At 74.6% G+C, this 17,804-nt stretch carries 15 protein-coding genes and 2 pseudogenes; 9 read left to right on the forward strand and 8 right to left on the reverse strand.

What is annotated here, in order from left to right:
- Window positions 1-51 precede the first annotated feature (51 nt).
- Window positions 52-1,893, forward strand: a complete 1,842-nt coding sequence (gene cydC, locus AC5RWQ_RS07875; RefSeq protein WP_494282376.1) for a thiol reductant ABC exporter subunit CydC — start codon at window positions 52-54, stop codon at window positions 1,891-1,893.
- Window positions 1,894-1,952: 59 nt separating this feature from the next.
- A complete protein-coding gene (locus AC5RWQ_RS07880) occupies window positions 1,953-2,618 on the forward strand; it encodes a permease prefix domain 1-containing protein (RefSeq protein WP_494282081.1) in 666 nt (221 codons plus the stop codon).
- 21 nt (window positions 2,619-2,639) lie between these two features.
- Here AC5RWQ_RS07880 and AC5RWQ_RS07885 read toward each other — a convergent pair whose 3' ends face one another.
- Window positions 2,640-2,984 (reverse strand): PadR family transcriptional regulator, encoded by a 345-nt coding sequence (locus tag AC5RWQ_RS07885; RefSeq protein WP_494282082.1) that lies wholly within the window; start codon window positions 2,982-2,984, stop codon window positions 2,640-2,642.
- 149 nt (window positions 2,985-3,133) lie between these two features.
- Here AC5RWQ_RS07885 and AC5RWQ_RS07890 point away from each other — a divergent pair, with 149 nt between their 5' ends.
- The 4 genes and pseudogenes from AC5RWQ_RS07890 to AC5RWQ_RS07905 all read left to right on the forward strand — a co-directional run bounded on the left by AC5RWQ_RS07890 (window position 3,134) and on the right by AC5RWQ_RS07905 (window position 8,065).
- Complete coding sequence (locus AC5RWQ_RS07890) at window positions 3,134-4,051, forward strand: SatS C-terminal domain-containing protein (protein ID WP_494282083.1); 918 nt, start codon at window positions 3,134-3,136, stop codon at window positions 4,049-4,051.
- 41 nt (window positions 4,052-4,092) lie between these two features.
- Window positions 4,093-6,057, forward strand: a pseudogene (locus AC5RWQ_RS07895) (transposase); the annotation flags it as partial.
- A 186-nt stretch (window positions 6,058-6,243) separates the two neighbouring features.
- Window positions 6,244-6,711, forward strand: a pseudogene (locus tag AC5RWQ_RS07900) (transposase); the annotation flags it as partial.
- Window positions 6,712-6,844: 133 nt separating this feature from the next.
- Window positions 6,845-8,065, forward strand: coding sequence for an ABC transporter substrate-binding protein (locus AC5RWQ_RS07905; RefSeq protein ID WP_494282084.1), 1,221 nt, complete (start codon window positions 6,845-6,847; stop codon window positions 8,063-8,065).
- Window positions 8,066-8,179: 114 nt separating this feature from the next.
- Here AC5RWQ_RS07905 and AC5RWQ_RS07910 read toward each other — a convergent pair whose 3' ends face one another.
- The 4 genes from AC5RWQ_RS07910 to AC5RWQ_RS07925 all read right to left on the reverse strand — a co-directional run bounded on the left by AC5RWQ_RS07910 (window position 8,180) and on the right by AC5RWQ_RS07925 (window position 13,303).
- Window positions 8,180-8,773 (reverse strand): GTP-binding protein, encoded by a 594-nt coding sequence (locus tag AC5RWQ_RS07910; RefSeq protein WP_210775114.1) that lies wholly within the window; start codon window positions 8,771-8,773, stop codon window positions 8,180-8,182.
- Window position 8,774: 1 nt separating this feature from the next.
- On the reverse strand, window positions 8,775-9,152 hold the full coding sequence (locus AC5RWQ_RS07915) for a DUF742 domain-containing protein (protein WP_334485192.1): 378 nt from the start codon (window positions 9,150-9,152) through the stop codon (window positions 8,775-8,777).
- 99 nt (window positions 9,153-9,251) lie between these two features.
- Entirely contained in the window at window positions 9,252-9,656 is a 405-nt protein-coding gene (locus AC5RWQ_RS07920) for a roadblock/LC7 domain-containing protein (RefSeq protein WP_013283992.1), read from the reverse strand.
- Window positions 9,653-13,303, reverse strand: a complete 3,651-nt coding sequence (locus AC5RWQ_RS07925; protein WP_494282085.1) for a sensor histidine kinase — start codon at window positions 13,301-13,303, stop codon at window positions 9,653-9,655. Before AC5RWQ_RS07925 ends, AC5RWQ_RS07920 begins: the two co-directional genes overlap by 4 nt.
- Before the next feature lie 321 nt (window positions 13,304-13,624).
- Between AC5RWQ_RS07925 and AC5RWQ_RS07930 the strand changes: the two genes are divergently transcribed.
- On the forward strand, window positions 13,625-14,098 hold the full coding sequence (locus AC5RWQ_RS07930; protein WP_494282086.1) for an ATP-binding protein: 474 nt from the start codon (window positions 13,625-13,627) through the stop codon (window positions 14,096-14,098).
- On the opposite strand, the gene AC5RWQ_RS07935 is transcribed toward AC5RWQ_RS07930, so the two are convergent.
- Both AC5RWQ_RS07935 and AC5RWQ_RS07940 read right to left on the reverse strand, forming a co-directional pair.
- Window positions 14,099-15,175, reverse strand: coding sequence for an adenosine deaminase (locus AC5RWQ_RS07935; protein WP_494282087.1), 1,077 nt, complete (start codon window positions 15,173-15,175; stop codon window positions 14,099-14,101).
- 21 nt (window positions 15,176-15,196) lie between these two features.
- Window positions 15,197-15,610: a PPOX class F420-dependent oxidoreductase gene (locus AC5RWQ_RS07940; protein ID WP_494282088.1), complete on the reverse strand. Its 414-nt coding sequence runs from the start codon at window positions 15,608-15,610 to the stop codon at window positions 15,197-15,199.
- A 58-nt stretch (window positions 15,611-15,668) separates the two neighbouring features.
- Between AC5RWQ_RS07940 and AC5RWQ_RS07945 the strand changes: the two genes are divergently transcribed.
- Entirely contained in the window at window positions 15,669-16,133 is a 465-nt protein-coding gene (locus AC5RWQ_RS07945; protein WP_494282089.1) for a MarR family winged helix-turn-helix transcriptional regulator, read from the forward strand.
- A 110-nt stretch (window positions 16,134-16,243) separates the two neighbouring features.
- Window positions 16,244-17,095, forward strand: a complete 852-nt coding sequence (locus AC5RWQ_RS07950; RefSeq protein ID WP_494282377.1) for a putative RNA methyltransferase — start codon at window positions 16,244-16,246, stop codon at window positions 17,093-17,095.
- A gap of 12 nt (window positions 17,096-17,107) precedes the next feature.
- Here the strand turns inward: AC5RWQ_RS07950 and AC5RWQ_RS07955 are convergent, their stop codons facing one another.
- Window positions 17,108-17,788 carry a DUF4272 domain-containing protein gene (locus AC5RWQ_RS07955; RefSeq protein ID WP_494282090.1) on the reverse strand — a complete coding sequence of 227 codons (681 nt, stop codon included), beginning with the start codon at window positions 17,786-17,788 and terminating at the stop codon, window positions 17,108-17,110.
- Window positions 17,789-17,804 lie beyond the last annotated feature (16 nt).

The following is a 17,804-nucleotide window of genomic DNA, read 5'->3' on the forward strand; positions in this document are numbered from 1 at the left end:
TCCCCCGACCAGCCCGGCCGGGCCGTCCCCGGCGGGGTCTCCGCCGACGGGATGACCCCCGCCGGACGGGACCCGGGCCGCCCCACCCCCGCCGAGTTCACCCCGCCGGAGCTGGCCGCCGACCGGCCCGGGGCGACGGCGGGTGGTCGTCCGGCGAGCGCCGAGCGGGCCGTGCTGCGGCTGGCCCGGCCGTACCTGGGTCGGCTGGTCGGCGCGGGCCTGCTCGCCGCCGCCACCGAGTTCGCCGGGCTGGCCCTGATGGCCACCGCCACCTGGCTGCTGATGAGCGCCGCCGGCCGACCGCCGCTGGACCGGCTGACCGTGGCCATCGTCGCGGTCCGGGCGCTGGCGATCAGCCGCGGCGTGTTCCGCTACACCGAACGGCTCGCCGGCCACGACGCGGTGCTCCGGATGATCACCGACGTCCGGGCCCGGGTCTTCGCCACCCTGGCCGCCCGCCGGAGCAGCGCCGGGCAACGCTCCGGGGACGCGCTGAGCCGACTCGTCTCCGACGTCGAGGCCGTCCAGGACCTGCTGCTCCGGGTCCTGGTACCCGGGGCGGCGGCCGCCCTGGTCGCCCTGCTGGCGGTCGGCGGCGCCGCGCTGGTCTCGCCGCCCGCCGCCGGGGTGCTCGCCGCCGGCATGCTGGTCGCCGGGGTGGCGCTGCCCGCGCTGGCCACCGCGCTCACCCGGCGGGCCGCCAACGAGGTCGCCCCGCTGCGCGGCGCGCTCGCCACCGACGCCGTCGACCTCACCCACGGCGCCGCCGACCTGGCCGCCTTCGGGGCCACCGGGCACGCCCTGCGGGCCGCCACCGACCACGCCGACCGGCTGGCCCGGCTGGAACGCCGACTCGCCGCGACCGGCTTCGCGGTGGACGCCGCCGGGGTACTCGTCGCCGGGCTGACCGCCGGCGGGGTGGTGCTCGCCGCCCTGCGCGCCGGGGTGGGCGGGGTGCTCGTCGGCGTGCTGGCGGTCGGCACCCTCGCCGCCGTGGAGATCGCGCTGGCCCTGGTCGGCGCGGCCCGGCAGCGCACCCAGCTCCGTACCGGCCTGGACCGGGTGGCCGCGCTGCTGGACGAACCGGTGCCCGCGCCGACGGCCGGGGACGCCGCGGTCGACCCGGCGGCCCCGCACGACGTGCGCTTCGACGCGGTCGTCGTCCGCTACCGGGCGGGAGCCGCACCCGCCCTGGACGGGCTCGACCTGGACCTGCCCGCCGGGCGCCGGATCGCCGTCGTCGGCCCCAGCGGCGCCGGCAAGAGCACCCTGGCCGCCGTCCTCACCGGGGCGGTACGCCCCGACGCCGGCCGGATCACCCTGGACGGGGTGGAGCTGTCCCGCTACCCGGCCGAGGCGCTGCCCCGGGCGGTCGGCGGGCTGCTCGCCGAGGCGTACGTCTTCCACGCCTCGGTCCGGGAGAACCTGCTGCTCGGTCGCCCGAGTGCGGACGAGGAGGAGCTGGCCGCGGCGACCCGCGCGGCCGGCCTGCTGGACTGGGTACGCGACCAGCCCGACGGTTGGGACACCGTGGTCGGCGAGGAGGGCGGGCAGCTCTCCGGCGGCCAGCGGCAGCGGCTCGCCCTGGCCCGGGCGCTGCTCGCCGCCCCGGGCGTGCTGGTCCTCGACGAACCGACCGAGGGGCTCGACCCGGCCGCCGCCGACGCGGTGCTCGCCTCGGCGCTGGCCGCCACCCCGGCCGGGCACTCGGTGCTGCTGATCAGCCACCGGCTCAGCGGCCTGGGCGGGTTCGACGAGATCGTCGTGCTGGACGCCGGCCGGGTGATCCAGCGCGGCCGGCACGCCGAGCTCGTGGCGGCCCCCGGCTGGTACCGGGACCAGTGGCAGCTCCAGGAGGCGGCCGAGCGCGGCTACCTCGCCCTGGCACCCTGAGGCCCGGCTCCGGGAATCTCCCCGACGCGCCGCGCCGCCCGGGGTGACAGGGTGGCCCTATGCAGGCCGGTGAAGACGTACGGGTGGCGGACCGACTGCGCGAGCTGGACGACCGGCTGCGCGGGCCGGCCCGGCTCAAGGCGGAACTCCTCGTCGAGCTACGGGACGCGCTGAGCGACGCCGCCGAGGCGTACCGGGAGGGTGGGCTGCCGGCGGCGGAGGCCGAGCGGCGGGCGGTGGCCGAGTTCGGGACGCCGGCCCAGTTGCTCCCCGCCTATCAGGCCGAACTGGCTGCGGCGGCGCTGCGCGGCCTGTCGCTGCGGGCCCTGCTGGTGGCCCTGGCGCTGACCACCGCCGGCGACCTGACCTGGCGGGGGTCGAGCTGGAGCGACGGTCCCCGGCCGCCGGCCGGCTACCTGCTGCTCTCCGCGTCCATGAACGGGATCTGGCTGGTCGTCGCCGGGCTCGCCCTGACCGCGCTGGTGTACGGCCCGCTGGCGGCCCGGCGGGGCTGGTCGGCGACGGCGGGCCGGCTGCTCGGGCTGGGGCTCACCGGGGCGCTGGGGTTCGCCACGGCCGCCGGTACCGGGCTGTTCGCCTGGTCGCTGGGGCTCTGGGACGCCGCGCTCACCTGGCCACCGATGATGGTCGGCGCGGTGCTGGTGGGGGCGGCCTACTTCTCCCTCGGCCGGGCGACCCGGATCTGGCTGGTCGCCGCCCGCTGATACGTGCTGTGGCCCGCGCGGTCAGGCGGGGGCGCCGGGTGGGGTGGTGTCGGGCTCGAGGAACCGGGCGACGGTGGCGCTGAAGTCGCGCCAGCCGGCCCGTTCGCCGGCCAGCGCCCGGCGGCCCGCGTCGGTGAGCTCGTAGGTGCGCCGCTCCCGCCCGTTCACCGTACTCCACGAGCTGGCCACGTGGCCGGCCCGTTCCAGCCGGCGTAGCGCCGGGTAGATCGTGCCGGTGGGCAGATCCAGACTGCCGTCGCTGCGATCGCGCAGCGCCTCGATGATGGCGTAGCCGTGCAGCGCGCCCCGTTCCAGCACGGCCAGCAGCAGGGCGTCGAGGTGTCCGTGCAGCGCCTGGGCCTTCATGCGTAGCTACGCTACTTGTCAACCGGACGAACCGCCACCGGGGTGCGGGGTCCGGACCTCACGGGCCGCCCACTAGGGTATGTGCCCAGAGTCACTCGGCGGCCGGACGCGTCGACGAGTGCGCACACCCAACGCACACGGAGGTCAGCGTGGCCCGCCAGTCGCCCCACCGGCCCGACGCCGACGAGCCCGAGCTCGACGACACCGACGGGCTGGTCGAGCCCGAGGTGGAGCGCGGCGCGGCCGACCGCACCCTCTGGGACGAGCTCGGCATCGACCCGGTGGAGATCGCCCTGCCGGCCGGCACCGGCTTCACCCTGCGGGCGTACCGGCCCGCGCGGGAGCTGACCCCGACCGACGTCGCCGAGCGCGACGAGGACGACCCCTTCCTCGCCCGCCGCCAGGTCGTGGAGGCCGAGGACGACGAGGAGGTGGTCATCCTCGACGAGGAGTACGCCGAGCTGACCGCCGGCGAGGAAGAGGACGACGACGAGCGGCGCAAGCGCCGCGCGGCCGCGGTCGACGGCGAGGACGAGCCGGACGACGAGGACGAGGACGAGGAGACCGACGCGGCGGGCGACGAGGAGGTGCCGGTCTTCCTCAGCCACAAGGGCCGGCTACTGCTCTTCAAGACCCCCGAGGCGCTGGTCAGTTTCATCCGTTCCGGTGCGCCCAACGACATGTCGCAACTGGACGGCTGGAATGAACTGTCCGAACGGGTGGAACCCGCCGACATCGCCCCGCTGGACGAGGACACCTACGAGCTTGACCTGGTAGTGGAGAACCTGCGCGGCGGGCACGACACGTGGGATCCCACGCTCCTGATCGAGGCCGGCGAGGTCGCCCGTGACATCTCGTACGCGCTGCGGCTACCGGCTGTGCTGGACATGCTCTCCGCCGGCTCCAGCCTGGACGACCTGGATGAGGCCCTGCGCGCCACTGTCAACGGCGGAATCGGTGCTTTCCTCGGCCGACGGCGGCTGAAGAAGATCGGGGCACAAACCGCAAGTTTGGGTTGGCGCACCATTGTCGGCAAGATCTCTGCTGTCGTGGACTGGCGCGACTGACCCCGAGCGGGGAGCATCAGTCTCTGGCAGAGAATGGACCTGTGTCCCGGGAGGAGGACGACGCCGTGGCGCTCGTGCGCATGTACTGCGGTCTGGCCTCGGCGGATCCGGCCGACCGACCGGCATCGGCCGGTTCGACGCTGACGTCCGCTGTGGTCGACGACGCAGGCCGTCTGCTGCATGTCTGCGAGATCGGCGACGACCCGACGGGCTACGCCCAGCTGGTCGCGCTGCTCGTGGAGCGGTCGGGCGGGCCGAGCGGAGCGGCGATCGCGGCCGACAGCGACGACCACACGGTCACCTCCCTGCTGAGCGCCGCGGGCCGGCCGCTGGCCATCGCGGACGACGACTCCGTCGACGACTTCGCCGAGCGGTTCGCCGACGACGACTCCCTGGAGGAGATGCAGTCTCCGCCGGCCGAGCGGCGGGCGGTGGGCCTGGCCCGCGCCCTCCAGGCCGGCGCGCTCTCCGCGGTCACCCTGCCGGCACCCCGCGACCTGGCCGGCTACAAGCAGGTCCTCGCCGCGCATGCCGCCCTCTCCAGCGGCCGGCACGCCGCCGCCGCGGCGCTGCGCGAGGTGCTCCGCGAGCTCTATCCGGCCGCCCTACGGGCGTACCCGGACCCGGCCGAGTCGGTGGCGCTCGCCGTCCTCGACGCGCTGCCGGAGCCCGGCATGCTCGGCGGCACGACCGGCCGTGGCCGGGAGGTCTCCGTCGCCGCGGACGCGGTCGCCGCGCACCTGGCGGCTGACGGCGTGGCCGAGGCCGACGAGATCGAGGCCGCGGTGACCGCGCTGCGGGTGGCCATCTCCGAGACACCGCGCCGCACCACGGTCAACCGGACGCTCACCTCCGCCGTGGCGGAGACCGTCCGCCAGGCGGTCGCCTCCGTGCGGGCCTGCGACGCGGGCTGCGAGGCGCTGGTCAGCGCCCTCAGCGCCCGGGTCACCACGCCCGAACCGGCACCCGGCCGACGCGCCGCCGCCCGCCGTGGCGAGCAGGTCGGCGACCTGTCGGGGATCAGTGGCACCGCGGCCGGGCTGCGTTCCCTCCGGCCCGCCGAGACCGAGGCACCCGTGCCGTCCGGGCGACGCAGCCGTCCCGAGCCGATTTCCGGTGGCAACCTGCCGACCGCCCCCCGGCCGCTCGGTCCGCCGCCGGTGGCACCCGCCCCGGTCTCCCCACCGCCCGTGGCGCCGCACCCGGTCAGCCCGGCCGCCGCCGGCACCCCGACCTCCGCCCCGCCCTCGCGTACCGACCCGGGGATGCCCGCCGTGCGCCGTGGCACCGACCCGGGCATGCCGGTGGTGCGGCGCGGCACCGACCCGGGCATGCCCGTGGTGCGACGCGGCACCGATCCCGGCATGCCCGTGGTGCGACGCGGCACCGATCCCGGCATGCCCGTGGTGCGACGCGGCGTTGACCCGGCCAACCGGCCGGTCTCCGCGCCGCCGCCCCCGCCGCCCGGGATCACCCCGATCGCTCCGGCGCAGCGTGGGACGGTGCCCCCGGCCGAGGCGGGCGAGCCGTTCCGGCCGACGCTGACCACCGCGGCGATCAACAGCGCCCGTGCCGAGCGGCAGCGCACCGTGATCCCGCCCCGCCCGAAGACCAACGGCGCGCTTTCGTCGCCCACCGGCGGCTTCAGCGCCACCGACCTCAGCGTGCCGGTGCCCACCCCCCGCCCGGAGGCGGACTCGGCGCCTGGCTCGCGGGCCAACTGGCCGCTGGTCAACAACCCGGAGAACCCGTCCGACAGCGACGCCGACAACCCGGTCGTGTCGCCGTACGGCGAGCGCGCCGGGCGGCCGGTGGACGCCCCGACCGATCCCGGCTCGGTGCGGCGGGTCACCCCGCCGTGGCTCGCCGACGACCTGCCGCAGGAACCGCCGATGCTGCGGCTGGTCGAGCCGCCGCCGCTGGCCGACCGGGCGCTGCGCGAGGGGCGCATCGCGCCCGCCGACCCGCACCTGGAGACGCCGCCGCTGCGACTCGTCGACCGCGAGGAGGCGAGCCGTTCGGCTCGCGCCGGCCGCGGTGAGCGTCCGCTGCCCGAGCGTCGCCCGGAACCCCTCGAGCGCCGTCCGGAGCCCCTCGGTCGCCGCTCGGAACCGCTGGAACGCCGCTCGGAACCGCTGGAGCGCCGCTCGGAGCTGACGGAGCGCCGCCCCGAGCCGGCCGAGCGCCGGCCCGCCCCGATGGAGCACCGGCCCCCGCCGATCTCGGACGAGGGCGACGGCGACCTGCTGATCTTCGCTCAAGCGCGGTCCGCCTGGTTCGTCGGGCACACCGAGGAGAGCGAGCTGGAGTGGTCGTCCACTGCGGACACCGGCTGGCAGGCCGCCGAGCAGGCGGCTCGTCCGGCGGTGGGCGCGGAGACCAACGCCGGCCTGCCGAAGCGGGTGCCCCAGGCCAACCTGGTGCCCGGTTCACCGCTGCGCGAGGAGCGTCCCCTTCGGATCGTCCGGGACGCGGCGAGCCTGGCCGAGAACACCACCGGCTACTTCCGCGGCTGGCGTCGCGGTCAGGAGATCGGCGGTTTCGCGGTCGGTGGCCGGCCGGGGCGCGAGGCGGCGGGCGGCTGGGACTTCAGCCGCGACCCGGCCGAGCGGGAGGACGAGCGGGAGTACGAGTTCCGCTCCGCCGGCTACCGGTCCTGAGCGCGATCCGAGCCCGTCCCGCCCCCGGTGTTTCTGCCCACACCCGGATAAGTTGACGCCGGGTCGGGGCGGCCGGGAGCATACCCGGCGGACCGGCGCCGACAGGTGACGCCGGGGTGGGAAGGCGACTCCAATGGCGACACCGGCAATCGGCTCCTTCGTGCTCACCCGACGGGGGGTGCTCGCCGCGGCGGCCAGCACCCTTCTGCTCAGCGCCTGTGGGCGCGACGAGGGCCGGGACGGCGGCACCACCGGGGCCCCCGCCGGGTTCGGCGAGCTGGTGGTGGGCGTCAGCCTCGAGCTGACCGGGCCGGGCGCCACGCTCGGTGTGCCCCAGGAGCGGGCGCTGCGGATCACCGCCGACACGCTCAACGAGTACGGGGTGCCGGTCGGCAACCAGCGGCTGAAGATCCGCCTGGAGGTACGGGACAACGGCAGTGATCCGCGACTGGCCGCCCGGCAGGCCGCCGAGCTGGCCACCCGCGACGACGTGCACGCCCTGCTCGGCGCGACGCTCGCCGAGACCTCGCTGGGCATCATCAGGGTGGCCCAGCGGGTCCGCGTCCCCTATCTCTCCCTCGCGTACGGCGACGGGATCGTCCACCCGCTCGCCGACCGGACCTTCGTCTACAAGGTGACGCCAGACGCCGAGCAGCTGGCCACCAGGCTCGCCACCCTGCTCAAGGAGCAGAGCCGGCGCCGGGTGGCGCTGCTGGCCGGCCACGGCCTGCACGGCGACTCCGGGGTGGCCGCGATCGGCGCCGCCGTCGACTCGGTCGGCGGGCACCTCGCCGTGACCAGCCGGCTGCCGGCGACCGGTACGAGCTTCCTCACCGCCGCCCGCACCGTGGCCCGGAAGGCGCCGGACGCCGTGGTGATCTGGGCGAACGCCCCCGACTCCGGCGCCGCAGCCCGGGCCCTGCGCCAGGCCGGCTACCGCGGTCGGCTCTATTTCGACGCCGCAGGGGTCGCCGAGGACACCCTCGACGAGCGGAACGCCCCGGCCGTGGAGGGGGCGTACGCGGTGCACCCGCTGTCGCTGGGCGACTCCACGCTGACGAACACCTCCACCGGCGCCCTGGCGCTGCGCGACCTGTCCTCCCGGTACCTGCACCGGTACGGCAGGTACCGCGGCTTCGCCCCGTACGCCTCGGACGCGCTGACCCTGATCGTGGGGGCCGCCCGGGCGGCCGGCAGCCTCGACCGGGGGCGGGTGCGGGCGTACCTGCGCAACCAGGGGATCGAGGGCATGACCGGCGCGTACGCGTTCGAGCCGAGCAAGCACAGTGGACTCGACCCGAGCGCCCTGGGCATCTACCGCGTCATCAACAGCGGCTGGAACCGGATCTCCTGACCTCCCCGGTCGCCCGCCCCGCCGACCGGTCGGTGGTGGGGCGCGCGTTGCGCGTCCGGGACAGCACGACGCGCCCGGGGACGGCCGGAGCCGCCACCGGGCGCGTCGGGACCGTCAGGCCGGGGCGACCGCGCGCGTGCGACGCATGGTCAGCACGTACTCGACCAGCGAGATGAGCACGTGCTTGGTCGACTCCCGGTTCCGGGCGTCGCAGGCCACCACCGGGACGTCGGTCGAGATCGCCAGCGCGTCCCGGACGTCCTGCGGGTCGTGGTACTGCATCCCGTCGAAGCAGTTGATGGCCACCAGGTACGGCAGCCGCCGGTGCTCAAAGAAGTCGATCGCCGCGAAGCAGTCGGCCAACCGGCGGGTGTCGACCAGCACCACAGCGCCGATCGCCCCGCGTACCAGCTCGTCCCACATGAACCAGAACCGCGTCTGGCCCGGCGTGCCGAACAGGTACAGGATCAGATCCCGGTCGATCGAGATACGGCCGAAGTCCATCGCCACCGTGGTCGTCGTCTTGCCCGGCACCTGCCGGGTGTCGTCGACGCCCACGCCGGCGGAGGTCATGATGGCCTCGGTGGTCAGCGGCGTGATCTCCGAGACCGAGCCGACCAGCGTCGTCTTGCCGACGCCGAACCCACCGGCGATAACGATCTTCGCCGACGTCACTCGCCCGCTCGGCGCAGGCGGGCGGTGCGACATGTCAGAGCCTGCGAAGTCCACTCAGCACCCTCTCCAGCAGTTCAGTGCCCACCGCGTCGTCCGAGTCGTCCAAGATGGTCGGCTCGTGAACCGCGACCAGGCCGTCCGTCGCCATATCGGCGATGAGCACCCGGGCCACGCCGAGCGGAAGCTGCATCCGCGCCGCGATCTCGGCCAGCGACTGCACGCGTCCGTCACACAGCGCGGCGATGTACTGGTGCTCTCGGCCCTGGCCACTGTTGCCACTGGCAGCGGCCCGACCGCGCACCGTAGTCTCGACGAGCGCCTCCATGGCGATGTCGAGCCGGGGACGGGTACGACCACGGGTAACGGCGTATGGACGGACCAACGCTCCGGTCGGTTCGTCACGATCGGCCATGTCGCCGCTCACCTCCCTCGCACCCGACACCGGCCTTCACCGGTGGAACCCGTCGTTCTTGTCGTGTTGTAGCTGCCCTGCCAATCGGCCGGTCAGCGGTCAGCCCATCATCCCGACAGCCGTACGTGGCTGCGGCGTCAGCGCGTCGCCCACCCGGTCGACCAGGAGAGCCATCTCGTAGCCGACCTGGCCCACGTCACAGCTGCGGGCGGCCAGCACGGCGAACGAGGATCCGTCCGAGATGGACATCAGGAACAGGAAGCCGTTGTCCATCTCGACGACCGTCTGCAGCACCGCACCGCCCTCGAAGCAGCGGGCCGCGCCCTGGGTCAGGCTGACCAGACCGGAGGCGATGGCCGCCAGCTGGTCCGCCCGGTCCCGGGGCAGGTCTCGTGACGACGCGAGGAGCAGGCCGTCCGCGGAGACGGCGACCGCGTGCGCCACACCCGGCACCCGGTCGGCGAAGTTGGCCAGCAGCCAACCGAGATCCTGCGTAGTTGTCATCCTTCTTGCTCCTTCTGCCCGCTCCCGGCGGCCCGGTCTGCGCCCGACTGCGAGGATTGCTGCCCTCCCGGAGTCGCCTCCGGGCTGGTGGGGTTGCTGTCCGAGGGAGTGCTGCGCCCGCGCTGCACGCCCCGATGGTAGGCGGAGAGCAGGCCGCGTACGGCCTCCGGCGTCCGGCGCTGCACCGAGGTGGTCGGCTTCTCGATGGCGCCCGGCACGAGCTGGGCCATCGGCGTCCGCTTCGGCAACCCGGTCTGGGTGGTGCCCGCCACCGGCGCGTCGGACGCGGCCACGGCGGCCCGCCAGCCGTCGTCGGCCGCGGTCTGCCAGCCGGCGGGCTGCGGGGTGGGTCGGCGGCTGGGCAAGCCGTCGCCGAGACCGGGGTGGCCCCCGTTCGTCGCCGCCCCGTTGTCGCGCGGCGCCCCTCCGGCCGTCGGAGTGTTTGCCATCGGTGCGTTACCTGTCATCGGTGCGGTGGTGTTCGAGACGGCGCGGGCCGTGTCGGCGGCGGGCGCCTGCGGAGCCGCCGCGCCGTTCGCCGTCGGGCGGGTGCCGGCCGCCTCCTCGGGACCCGGCTTGCGGGTACGGAACCAGGCCGACTCGAGCTCCCGGAAGATCGGCAGCTCCATCGTCTCGTCCGCGTACCGCTGCCGGTTGGGGGTCTGCTGCGGCGTCGAGGGCCGGTTGGCGGGCGGCGACTGCGCCGGCCGGGCCTGCGGCGCCGCGGCCGACTGCCGCTGCGCCGGCGCAGTGGCCGCCGACTGCGGCGGGGCCGAGTCGGGACGCGCCACCCGGGGCAGCTCGGTGGTCATGTCCAGGGCGGCGGCGAGCCGCTCGGGGACCGCCGGGGTGGCCGCTTCCCGCTCCGGGTTGGCCACCGGCGGCCAGACCGGCGGCGCCCCGGCGGTGCCGGGGGCCGACGTGGTCGGTCGGGTCGGCAGCGGGCCGGCGGGCGGCGCCGAGGTCGGGGCCGGAGCGGCGGAGACCGGCGGACCGGCGTACGGGTGACCGGAGACCGGCTGACCCGGGTAGGGGTGACCGGAGACCGGCTGACCCGGGTACGGGTGACCGGAGACCGGCTGACCGGGGTACTGCTGACCCGGGTACTGCTGGCCGGGGTACGGCTGGCCCGAGGCCGGCTGGCCGGAGATCGGCGCGGCGGAGACCGGTACGCCGGAGACCGGCGGCAGCGGCGGGGCCGAGACCGGGGGCACCGGGGGCGAGGAGACCGGCGGGAACGGCGGCGCGCTGTACGGCCGCGCCTCCGGGCTGCTGGGCAGCTGCCGTGGGATGGCCGGCTGCTGGCCGGTGCTCCCCGGGTCGCCGTCGCCACCGGCCCGCCGCTGCGGCAGCGGGTCGACCTGGTGGCCGTTGGCGGGGCGGGCGGCCGGCTGGCCGTCGCCGCCGTTGAGGCTGCCGGCGCCGGTCAGGTCGGACCAGGCGGGCATGGACCGGGTCGCGCCGGCGTCGGCCGGAACGCCCGAGCCGTTGCGCGGAGCCGGGTCGAAGGGGCGGCCGCCGAGGGTGACCTGGTTGCCCGAGTCGCTGGGGCGCGGGGTCGGGGTGGGACCGCTGCTCAGCGCCGGGAGCGCGCCGAACACCGGGGTGCCGCCCGAGCCCTGCGGGCCGGGGGCGGCCGGCAGCGCGCCGGGCTGCCGGCCGGTGAGCGCGCGGGGCACCAGCACCGAGGTGGGCAGGGTGACCTCGGCCACCGTGCCGCGACCGGAACCGGGGCGCAGCTCGACCTTGACGCCGTGCCGGGACGCCAGCCGGGCGACCACGACCAGGCCCATCATCCGGGAGACGGCCACGTCCACCTGGGGCGGCGTGGCGAGCCGCTCGTTGAGGTCGGCCAGCTGGTCGGCACTGATGCCGATGCCGCGGTCCTCGACGTAGAGCGTGGCCCGGTCGCCGATCCGACGTGCCTCGACCATGACCTGGGAGTCCGGCGGCGAGAAGGCGGTGGCGTTGTCGAACAGCTCGGCGACCAGGTGCACCAGGTCGTTGACCGCGTGCGCGGCGACCTCGATGTCCCGGTCGATGATGCCGAACTCGATCCGGGTGTAGTGCTCGACCTCGGACTGCGCGGCCCGCAGCACGTCGATCAGGGCGGCCGGCTCCCGCTGGACGCGGGTGGAGTCCGCGCCGGCGAGGACCAGGAGGTTCTCGTCGTTGCGGCGCATCCGGGTGGCCAGGTGGTCGAGCTGGAACAGCTCGGCCAGCCGGTCCGGGTCCTCCTCGCCGCGCTCCAGCCGGTCGAGGTGACCGATGAGCCGGTCGACCAGGATCTGCGAGCGGCGGGCGAGGTTGACGAACATCGTCGCGACGGAGGAGCGCAGCGCGGCCTGCTCGGCGGCGGTGCGGACGGCTTCCAGGTGGACCGCGTTGAACGCCTCGGTCACCTGGCCGAACTCGTCCTTGCTGCGCACCGGCAGCGGCTCGGCGATCTGGGTGGCCAGCTGGGCCGGGGTGAGCTGTCCGCTGACCTGCGGGTCGCGCAGTCGGGCCACCGCCTGGGGCAGTCCGTACTGGGCGATGGAGAGGGCACCCTGGCGCAGGTCGCGCAGGGAGCGGGCCATCGACCGGGCGACCAGGTACGCGAAGAGGATGGCCAGCAGCAGCATGCTGAGCAGCAGGCCGGTTTCCAGGAAGACCTGGCGCTGGACGTCCGAGCGGAGGCCGTCGGCCTGGGCGACCACGTTCCCGTCGAGCTTCACCTCGACCGTCCGGTACAGCGCGGAGTAGGCCACCATGGCCGCGTCCCACTGGTCGGGCCCGAACTTCAGCGAGGAGATGTCCTCGGTGATCAGGCCGTCGACGTCGCCGACGTACGCCTTGCCCTGACGCAGGTCGGAGCCGGCGACGGTCTGGTCGTAGAACTCGTTTTCCTCACGGGTACCGATTGCCCGGAACGTCTGCATCGCCTGCTGCTGACCGGTCTTGGTGGCGATGTAGTCCTCCCGCAGGGCGGGCGGGTACGACCCGCCCAGCACCTGATGCACGACGGTGCGCTGGAGGGAGAGGTATTCCTTGGTGCGGGCGATCGCGGCCGCGGCGCGCATCCGGTCGCTCAGGTCGTTGTCGCCGGCGAGCTGGGTGGTCGAGTCACGGACGCTGAGCAGGTTGTCGATCAGGCCCTGGTAGTCGGTGATCGCCTGGCTGACGCTCAGCTTGCCGTTGTAGACCTGGCTGCGGGTGCCCGGCAGGTCGGAGAGCCCCTGGTCGATCTGGTCGAGCAGCGTGTCGAGGCTGCCCGGCAGGTTCTCGATCTCGACCCGCTGCTGCGAGTACGGCACCTTGGACTGGTCCACCCGGGAGTTGACCCGGTTGTACGCCTCCTGGTACTGCTCGCGGGCCTGCCCCTTGGGCGAGTTGAGCAGCAGGACGGCGGAGGTCCGCTCGTCCTGGAGGCTGTTCACCAGGTCACCGGAGTAGCCGACCAGGTTGGCCAGGTCGCCGGCCCGGTTGGCGTTGTTGAGCGTCTGCAGGTGGTCCACCAGCCCGCTGGTGCCCACGACGACCGTGGCGATGGTCGGCACGATCATGATCAGACCGAGCTTGGACCAGATCGGCATGTCGCGGAGTCGGCTGGCCGGCCGACGCAGACGCGACAGGAAGGAGCCCGCCGCCTTTGGCCGTTTGCTCACGTCACCGCCCTCGCGATTACAGCGTCCCGCGTTGCCTCGGGCAACGCCCAGCGACCGACCCGGCGGGTCGGACCCCCGAGATTCCATCACGCCGTCTCTGAAAGAGAAAGCCCAGGTTGGCGCTCAGCGAAGGTGTGATGAGATGTGGAGGCACTTTGCTCGCAATCTGTCTGGCCGGAGTCACCTAAAGTAATGAAATACCGTCACCGCGTCGTCCTGCTCGCCGGCCCTTCGGGCTCGGGAAAGTCGTACGTAGCGCAGCGAACCGGACTTCCCGTGCTTTGTCTGGACGACTTCTACAAGGACGGTGATGACCCTACGTTGCCACGACAGAACGGCCTGGTGGACTGGGACTCGCCCGACTCGTGGGACGCCGGCACGGCCGTGGAAACGATTGCCCGGCTGGCCCGGGAGGGCAAGGCCGATGTGCCGGTTTATGCGATCGGTGCCGACCGGAGGGTGGCCACCCGGCCATTCGAGGTGACCGGATCGCCACTTTTCCTGGCCGAAGGGATTTTCGCCGCCGAGATCGTGGCGGAGTGCCGCCGCCGGGGACTGCTCGCCGGGGCGTACGCGCTGCGCCGCCCGCGCGGCGCGACCTTCGTCCGTCGGCTGACCCGGGACCTGGCCGAACAGCGCAAGGCGCCGCGGGTGCTGGTCCGGCGCGGCGTGGCGCTGCTGCGCGCGGAGCCGGCGGTGCTGCGCCGGCAGACCGGGCTCGGCGCCGAGGCGGCCCGGGCCCGCGACATCCTGCGGCGGGTGGCCGGCCTGGTGGCCAGCCACCCGCACCACTGATCAGCCGAGCAGCTTCGCGTACGCCGGCTTGATCACCTCGTCGATGATTCGCAGCCGCTCGTCGAACGGGATGAAGGCGCTCTTCATGGCGTTGATGGTGAACCACTGGAGCTCCTTCCAGCCGTAGCCGAAGGCGTCCACCAGCAGCGCCATCTCCCGGGACATCGAGGTGCCGCTCATCAGCCGGTTGTCGGTGTTGACCGTCACCCGGAAACGCAGGTCACGCAGCAGCCCGATCGGGTGGTCGGCGATCGAGGCCGCCGCCCCGGTCTGCACGTTCGACGAGGGGCAGAGCTCCAGCGGGATGCGCTTGTCCCGCACGTACGCGGCCAGCCGGCCGAGGACCGGCGTCGGGCCGGGGTTGATGTCGTCCACGATCCGCACCCCGTGGCCGAGCCGGTCGGCGCCGCACCACTGGATGGCCTGCCAGATCGACGGCAGCCCGAACGCCTCGCCGGCGTGGATGGTGAAGTGGAAGTTCTCCCGCTGGAGGTACTCGAAGGCGTCGAGGTGCCGGGTGGGCGGGAAGCCGGCCTCCGCGCCGGCGATGTCGAAGCCCACCACGCCGGCGTCCCGGTGCCGGACGGCCAGCTCGGCGATCTCCTGCGACCGGGCGGCGTGCCGCATCGCGGTGAGCAGGGTGCCGATCCGGATCGGGGTGCCGGCGCCGACGGCCAGCGCGCTGCCCTCGTCGAAGCCGGCCAGCACCGCCTCGACGACCTCGTCCAGGGTGAGATCCTGCTCCAGGTGCTGCTCCGGGGCGAACCGGACCTCGGCGTAGACCACCCCGTCGGCGGCCAGGTCGAGGGCGCACTCCCGGGCGACCCGGCGCAGCGCGGAGGGAGTCTGCATCACCGCGACGGTGTGCGCGAAGGTCTCCAGGTAGCGCTCCAGCGAGCCGGAGTTCGCCGCCTCCACGAACCAGCGGCCGAGCGCCGCCGGGTCGGTGGTGGGCAGTTCGTGACCCACCTCGGCGGCAAGCTCGACGACCGTCGCCGGCCGCAGGCCGCCGTCGAGATGATCGTGCAGCAGCGCCTTCGGGACCTTGACGATGTCCTCGTATCGGATTGCGACCATGCCCTGACCCTAGCCAGCGGGTCAGGGCCGCCAGCCGTAGACCCGCGCGACGGCGATCCGGACCACCAGCCGGCCGTCGGCGACCATCGCGGCCCGGTACTCCGCCCAGTCGGGATGGTCGCCGCGGATCCGGCGGTAGACCTCGACCAGCTCCTCGACCGTGGCGTCGTCCTCCGCCGTCGCGGGCGCGGTGAGCGTCGCCGTGCCCTCGGCGACGGCGTACGCGCCGCCGTCCGGGGTGGTCACGTGGAAGCTGGCCCGGGGGTCCCGGCGCAGGTTGCGGGCCTTGGCCCGGTCGCCGGTGGTGGAGCAGCGGATCAGCCCCGGCTCAGCCAGGTAGTCGAGGTTGGACAGCTGGGGCCGTCCGTCACGGCGCAGGGTCACCAGCACCCCGCGGCCCCGGCCGGCGAAGAGTTCCCACAGCTTGGTTGACATGTCATCGACCGTACGGACCGGTTAGGTGACATGTCAACCACTGGCGTACCATCCCTCCATGGACGCACCGCGCTGGCTGGACGACCGCGAGGACCGGGCCTGGCGGGGCTACCGCCGGATGCGTCGGCTGCTCGACCTCCAACTGGCCCGGGAGCTGATGGCCGACGCCGGCCTCTCCGAGCCGGACTACGACGTGCTCTCCGACCTCTCCGAAACCCCCGACGGCCGACTGCGCCTCAGCGAGCTGGCCGACCGGATGCTCTGGTCCCGCAGCCGGCTGTCCCACCACCTCACCCGGATGCAGCAGCGCGGCCTGGTCATCCGCGAGGAGTGCGCCACCGACGGCCGGGGCTCGGTGGTGGCGCTCACCCCCGACGGCCGGCGGGCCATCGAGGCGGCCGCACCCGCCCACGTCGCCGCCGTCCGCCGCCACCTCATCGACCTGCTCGAACCCGACGAGCTGGCCGCCCTGGAGCGGCTGACCCACCGGGTCGTGGACCGGCTCGCCGCCGGCCGGTCCTGACCACCACCGGATCCGGCCGGCGCCGCGCCCGGCCCGGCCGAGCCCCCACCCCGCTCCCGTACGCTGCCCTGATGACCGCGTCGCGCCCGTCCGACCAGCCCGGGGGCCTCGTGCACCCACGGGTGCTGGACCGGCTGCGCTGCCCGGTCTGCGCCGAACCGCTGGCCGAGGCCACCGACACCCGCGCGCTGCGCTGCCCGCGCCGGCACAGCTTCGACATCGCCCGGCAGGGGTACGTCAATCTGCTCACCGGCAGCGCCCCGCACGTCGGCGACACCGTCGCGATGGTGACCGCCCGGGCCGACTTCCTGGCCGCCGGGCACTACGATCCGATCTCCGCCGCGTTGGCCGGGGCGGCGGCATCCGTCGTCCGGCCGGCCGCCGGGGCGTACCCCCTGGTGGTGGACGCCGGGGCGGGCACCGGCGCGCACCTCGCCGCGGTGCTGGCGGCGCTGCCCGACGCCGTCGGCCTGGCCCTGGACGTCTCCAAGCCGGCGCTGCGCCGCGCCGCCCGGGCCCACCCCCGGGCCGCCGCCGCGCTGGCGGACACCTGGCGCCGGCTACCCCTGGCGGACGCGTCGGCGGCCGTCCTGCTCAACGTCTTCGCGCCCCGCAACGGCGCCGAGTTCCGCCGGGTGCTCGACCCGGCCGGGGCGCTGCTGGTGGTCACCCCGACCGACGCCCACCTTACCGAGCTGGTCGAGGCGCTCGGCCTGCTCAGGGTGGACCCGGCCAAGGCCGACCGGGTGGCGGAGAGCCTGGCCGGACACTTCACCGAGGAGGCGACGGCGGTGCACGACAGCCGGCTGGCCCTCACCCGGGCCGAGGTGACCACCCTGGTCGGCATGGGGCCGAGCGCCTGGCACGCCGATGCGGCGCGGCTGGCCGATCGGGTCGCCACCCTGCCCGAGCCGGTCACGGTCACCGCCGCCGTCCGGCTCACCGTCTGGCGACCGCGCTGACCGTCAGCCGGCTCAGGTGGAGAGGTCGACCTCTTCCCAACCCGGCGGCTCGTCGTGGTACGGCCCGCGCAGCATGACCGCCCACTCCAGCGCCCAGCGCCGCTGCCCGATCGCGTTGGCGTCCACCAGGCCCGGCAGCCGCCGACCGGCCTTCTGCATCTCCAGGTACGCCCAGTCCAGGCAGTAGTGCAGGTCGAGCAGGGCGGCCGCGTCGGCCGCGTGTTGCGGGGCGGCCAGGATCCGGGACCGCCACTCGGTGAAGGTCTCCCCCGCCGGGATGTGCGGCAGCCGCTCCACCAGCCGCTCGTCCACCGGCACCGTCGGGTCCAGCTCCTTGGTCAGGCCCAGCACCCAGCACAGCGAGAAGAGCGCGTCGTGGTGCAGCACGAACGACCGGTGGTCGCCCTTGCCGCCCATCACGAACTGCCACTCCGGCGGGGTGACCATATCGACCAGGTGCGAGCCGAGCAGCCAGCTCATCGCCGCCTGCGGCGGCATCCCGAAGCAGCGGGCCAGGATCACGTGCAGCACCGCGATGCGCGCCTCGATCTCGCCGAGCGGGCGCAACTCGATCTCGTCGCCGGGCTCCCAGACCAGCGGGAACTGGGCGGGTGGCAGCGGCAGGCCCAGCCGGGACAGCTCGTCGAGGCTCGCCTCACGTACTTCCCGGGGGTCGGGGGCGGGTACCAGCACGGTCGAAGTCCCTGTC

The organism is Micromonospora sp. BS32, from assembly GCF_059089345.1.